5 protein-coding genes, 1 pseudogene and 1 riboswitch are annotated in these 5,390 nt (G+C 44.6%); of the genes and pseudogenes, 2 read left to right on the top strand and 4 right to left on the bottom strand.

All coding sequences use genetic code 11. The features are described 5' to 3' along the window. Positions 1–613: 613 nt before the first annotated feature. Positions 614–707: riboswitch (glycine riboswitch) on the top strand. A gap of 100 nt (positions 708–807) precedes the next feature. Then, the gene (locus tag BIZ37_RS29290; RefSeq protein ID WP_187464541.1) at positions 808–2,181 is read left to right on the top strand and encodes a sodium:alanine symporter family protein; all 1,374 of its coding nucleotides are present in this window, start codon (positions 808–810) and stop codon (positions 2,179–2,181) included. Between the two features lie 70 nt (positions 2,182–2,251). Here BIZ37_RS29290 and BIZ37_RS29285 read toward each other — a convergent pair whose 3' ends face one another. The 3 genes from BIZ37_RS29285 to BIZ37_RS29275 all read right to left on the bottom strand — a co-directional run bounded on the left by BIZ37_RS29285 (position 2,252) and on the right by BIZ37_RS29275 (position 4,169). Further along, a complete protein-coding gene (locus BIZ37_RS29285; protein ID WP_187464540.1) occupies positions 2,252–2,659 on the bottom strand; it encodes a nuclear transport factor 2 family protein in 408 nt (135 codons plus the stop codon). Between the two features lie 97 nt (positions 2,660–2,756). Beyond that, complete coding sequence (locus BIZ37_RS29280) at positions 2,757–3,386, bottom strand: hypothetical protein (protein ID WP_187464539.1); 630 nt, start codon at positions 3,384–3,386, stop codon at positions 2,757–2,759. Positions 3,387–3,506: 120 nt separating this feature from the next. Then, the gene (locus tag BIZ37_RS29275; RefSeq protein WP_187464538.1) at positions 3,507–4,169 is read right to left on the bottom strand and encodes an HAD hydrolase-like protein; all 663 of its coding nucleotides are present in this window, start codon (positions 4,167–4,169) and stop codon (positions 3,507–3,509) included. A 353-nt stretch (positions 4,170–4,522) separates the two neighbouring features. Between BIZ37_RS29275 and BIZ37_RS29270 the strand changes: the two genes are divergently transcribed. Then, positions 4,523–4,828: a high-potential iron-sulfur protein gene (locus tag BIZ37_RS29270; protein ID WP_187464537.1), complete on the top strand. Its 306-nt coding sequence runs from the start codon at positions 4,523–4,525 to the stop codon at positions 4,826–4,828. Between the two features lie 115 nt (positions 4,829–4,943). On the opposite strand, the pseudogene BIZ37_RS29265 reads toward BIZ37_RS29270, so the two are convergent. Beyond that, positions 4,944–5,390, bottom strand: a pseudogene (locus BIZ37_RS29265) (molecular chaperone); the annotation flags it as partial.

Here is a 5,390-nt window from a genome sequence, read left to right as displayed (position 1 = left end):
TCGAAAAAAATCTAACAAATTAATCCGTACTGTATTTTATTAAATTTAACTTTTGCTTTTTTTCGCCGCGCACACCACAAAATTATAGTGCTAAAACTCATAAGCAAGAAAAAGACCATATCAACACGCTTGCAGTGAACCTGCATACACCACACACGAACTGCATCACAAATTTTTATAGGCGATATGTTTTATCAGTGCTCATACTGACATTTTATTCTGATAGCAAAAGGTCAAACTGGCGGGGTACTCTCATCAAAGCCAACAACTTGACGCTGTTATTTTCAGGCTAAAAAACAAGCAGCTTAAACATGGGCGAATTAGCCACGACAAATGAAAACACACGCATAATTATCTAGCACGTCAATTCATCCTCTTAAATTTTGTCGAATTTTTTGAAGACAATCGCATTTTTATCTATTAGTATGACACGGCAAATTTGAGTTCCGATGAAGACAGCAGGAGAGTGGCAAGTACAACGTCAAAGCGACGAAGTATCGAGCCCGCCGAAGAAGTAAGCTCACTATCCTGTTTGCAGCCACTGCAAACAATGGTCAGTAAATCTTTCAGGCACCTTCTTAGTCAATTGCTAAGTAAGGTATGGACTGTTGTTGGAGGAGCCTCTGGAGAGATCCGTTAAATCGGACGCCGAAGGAGCAAACCTGATTTCAGGTGAAACTCTCAGGCAAAAGGACAGAGGAGATAAGATCAACAGCACAGAAAGTAACACCAACATTCTGATACACCATACAACGGTATAACTGTTGTTCTTTATCTCTTCCTTTGATGTTTAAAGGTAAAGAGAAAATGAACCCACTATATAACTTCTTACAAACTATCGATAACCTCGTTTGGGGCCCACCACTACTTCTTTTGCTAGTAGGTACAGGTATTTACCTGACAGTTCGCCTTGGACTGATCCAGATCCGCTACCTACCCCTCGCTTTGGGCTACCTGTTCAAGGGTAATAAAAACAGCAAAGCTGACGGCGATGTTTCAAGTTTTGCCGCGCTATGTACCGCACTTTCTGCCACCATTGGTACCGGTAATATTGTCGGTGTTGCCACCGCAATCAAACTCGGTGGCCCGGGTGCCCTATTCTGGATGTGGCTTGCCGCCTTGTTCGGTATGGCAACCAAATATGCAGAGTGCTTGCTGGCAGTAAAATACCGTGAAGTTGATGCTAACGGCCAAATGCTGGGCGGCCCGATGTATTACATCGAAAAAGGGACGGGCCAAAAATGGCTAGCACGCATGTTCGCTGTATTCGCTTTGGGTGTTGCCTGCTTTGGTATCGGTACCTTCCCCCAAGCCAATGCGATTGTTGATGCCGCCTACCTATCTTTTGAAATCCCACGTGAAATCACAGTAATTGTGCTGACTATTCTCGTTGCGGTAGTAACGCTTGGCGGTGTGAAATCAATTGCCAAGGTAGCGAGTAAAGTCGTTCCTTTCATGGCAGTGTTCTACATTATCGCCTGTGTGATTGTGCTGGGTTCTCAGTATAGTGCGATCCCTGCTGCTATTCAGCTAGTTGTTCAGTCGGCCTTTACTGGCCATGCAGCAACAGGTGGTTTTGTCGGTGCAGGTATTATGCTTGCTATCCAATCGGGTATTGCGCGTGGTGTGTTCTCCAATGAATCAGGCCTAGGTAGTGCGCCTATGGCTGCGGCAGCAGCGAAAACAGATTCTTGTGTGGAGCAAGGCTTGATCTCGATGACGGGTACTTTCTTCGACACCATCATCATCTGTACCATGACTGGCCTTACCCTTGTGGTAACTGGCGCATGGCAAAGTGATTACGCCGGCGCGGCAATGACAAGCTACGCTTTTGCTAGCGGTTTGGACTCAAGCTTTATCGGTCCAATGATGGTCACTATTGGCCTCATGTTCTTCGCCTTTACCACTATCCTTGGCTGGAACTACTACGGTGAGCGTTGCATCACGTACCTATTTGGCGTGAAAGCCATCCTGCCATACAAGATTTTCTTCTTGGTATTGATTGCAGCAGGTGCCTTTATGAAACTGGATATGATTTGGCTGATTGCCGATATCGTAAATGGTTTGATGGCAATCCCTAACCTGATTGGTTTGATCTTGCTACGTGATGTGATTGTGACGGAGACTCGAGAGTTTTTCCAAAAGCTGACACCACCGCCTGCCAACCTACAGACTGCCTAATAACGGGTTATACATAACGCGTTGGCAAAATCGAAAACACCCCGTATTGAGGTAATCACACGGGGTGTTGTTATTCTAGCCGCCGGGTGAGTTGCTGATATAAGTCAAAGCTGCTGTCTTCAAGTCGGCAATCAACAATTTTGTCCCCATGATGTTTGAAATAAGCCATCCCTGTCATCATGACTTTCTGTTTTTTCGCTGGGATCTTAGCCCAACCACCACAATACAACGCATGGCACTGGTAAACGACGACTGTTTTATTATCATCTTTGATGGTATCAATAATACGGAAACTAACATCCCTAAATCGCTGGCCCCATACCGTTATAAAGTTAAGATATTCGGTATGACTAAGGAGGTAGCTTTTCCCACCCGGCACGTGGAAATGAAAAGGATCGGTGGCTAACTCCTGCAGCATAGTGCTGTTAGCGTTAGACCATACATCATTAAACCATTGCAGAACCCACTTCTCATCCATGTGATATGACTCCAAGTTCTTTTTCCTAATTTTTATCATAGAACTTATAGAGGGTTCTATCTAATCCTCAGGCAATGGGAGGTAAAGATTAAAACAATTAAATAAATCGGGACTGGTTCTGCAAAACCCAGATTTTCGCTCTTTCATCTTTCGTCGATGCTGCTAACTTTTCCGCAATTTGCCGCCAACGCCCCCTATCCTCTTGATTTATAATGGCTATCGAATTTTCACTAAGATCGAGTGCTGTTTCGATTGCCAGTTGATCATAGTGTTCTTGCTTAGATATCTCCCATGATTTAAGCAGTAATTCTTTTGCTTGATCCTGTTGTTCGGTATAGGCGTAATAACGCGCTTTCTCCCTCAAAAAATACGCCCGGGCCCTTGGCTCGGCATCATCCAAATACCCTTCAGCTTGCGCCAGATAGTATTTAGCTTGCTCAAAGTCTTCACGTATTAGAAAAGTACGCCCTATCTGGCTGAGTAACTCGCTAAGGAAGGTTTTATCTACGCTGCTTGCCGCCATATTCAACATAGAAAAATAGGTGAATGCGGTTAATTCTGGCTCCTCTTCATTCCAAACCGCCATGTAGTCGGGGAAATTAAAATCTGCATAACGGTGGCAATAAGGAATGTCCTCCTGAGCTGCTTGTAAAGGCAATGGAGATAGAAGCAGAAGTGTTATGAATAGAGAAAGGGATAAAAGACCCATTGGGCGTAAAATTAGCATAGCAGTTCGAATGCAAAGAAAAGAAAATAACTGCTTATACTATATGCAGAAAATTCCACATTACGCCCAAAGAGTTAAGAATCTGGAATGATTCTCACATCACGCTTGATGCCCGTAAGGTTAAGCGGATAACGCTAGTCGTGAAAACGCTGCCTGGTAATGCGCCAGGTTCGGGATATGTGGATGGTTGCCCGATACATTGCCAACTTCCACATAATCATAGCCAAGCTCTTGCGAGGCATTTTTGCTGCGCTCACCATTGGCGAAAACAACACGACGGTCAAACACCACACCAGAATCTTGCTTGGCACGAAATGCCGCCAATGCCATGATTTCAGTACGGCTCAACGCATCGGAAGATGAAGCAAACGTCACATTGCTGATATCGATACCGGCCGCGCGAAGCATCATTTTTGCCGTTGATGCCCAACTGCTTGTGGCAATGGCAATATGGGTATCTTGCTGATCTTGCATCTGATCCAAAAACGCCTTGGCCCCCATCACTTCACTGACTGTCTCTGGGCTGTCTTTGATGGCCTGTTGAACCAATTCAGAATAACGGCTTTCTACTTTTCGATGGATAAGTGAACGGCTTTCGGAAATACCATGCTTGGCGATGAGTTCATCTAACACACCGGCATCGGTTAGGTTGGAGTAATGGGAAAGATCTGTGTCCATTTCAATACCCAGAACGTCTTTGACTGCTTTCACGTAGCAGTTCAGTTCTAGGTTTTTGGAATCCACCAGCGCCCCATCAATATCTAATAAAAACAAATTTGCCATTTTTTATCCTTATGACTCGCTGTACTCGACGCAAGATAATGCGCTTGTAAATAAAATGTTGCAACCCTAAAGCCAATTTAATCTGTAAAAGCTTGTTTCAGATCAAGCCTTATTTGTCAGTATCTTAGTATATGATTCAAACGCTAGCCCACTGATTGTTCACTTATCGAACAATTAAAATACCAGCGACTGAGTCAACAGTTGCGCAAAGTGTAATCACGAAATGTAACAATCTCATTAACATCATCACATTTTTGACCCAACATCGTCTTTCGATCCGTATTATCATTTTGATGCAACATCAAAAACTAAAAACAATGTCGTAAAACTGTGAGCAATTAGAAGGTTGTAATATGAAGAAGACAGCTAATAGAAGGAATTTCCTCAAGCTAGGGCTTGCCAGTGTCATTGGTATGACTGTCGGTAAGGATTTGTTGGTCAAGCCTGCCCACGCAGCAGATTTACCTCAACTGACAGAGGACGATCCCCAGGCGAAAGCCCTTCAGTATGTACACCAAACACCTGACAGCGCAAAGAACTGCGCTAACTGTGCCTTAATCCAAGGTAATGATGGCGATGAGTGGCGCCCTTGCGGGATTTTCCCAGGTAAAGCCGTTAACGCCAATGGTTGGTGCAGTGCTTGGGTGAAGAAACCTTAAACCCAACTTAGCGCAAAGATACATTTCATAGAAAAAGCCTGCTAGTAATATACCCAAGCTAAATAGGTATCAGTAGTCAGGCTTTTTTAATCACTGATTAAGTATTTTAAAACAGTTACTTGAAACTCTGTTCAGCCCAGCGTGCAAGGCCCGCGGTCACAGAGCCAAAGTAGCTGCCGCTGACAACCGGTGTTGAAGGCAACTGCTGCTCTATACAAGCTCGCAAAATCGGCGAGCGCGCTGTACCACCTGTCATATATACCACATCAGGTTTAATACCGCTCTGCTCGATAGCATCCGTGACCAACTGACTAATATGAACCCTTGGAGCTTCAATCGCATGGGCCATTTGCTCTTGGCTTACATCGACTTCCAGCATGTCAGAAAGATGAGAGAGAGCAACACGGTGTGAAACTTGGTCCGACAGGGCAATTTTGCATTCTTCTGCCTTACGGACAAGCTGGTAGCCCAATGTCTCTCGATATACCTTAAGCAGGTGCATCAATTTGTCCGGCTCGGCAGCATCCCTCTGGAGCTGCTTGAGTACCGCAAGGTTGGACGA

It is taken from the genome of Photobacterium sp. BZF1, assembly GCF_014349205.1.
Classification (GTDB): Bacteria; Pseudomonadota; Gammaproteobacteria; order Enterobacterales; family Vibrionaceae; genus Photobacterium.
Note: the sequence above shows the minus strand (reverse complement) of the source record. Positions and strands in the feature narration are given on the sequence as shown.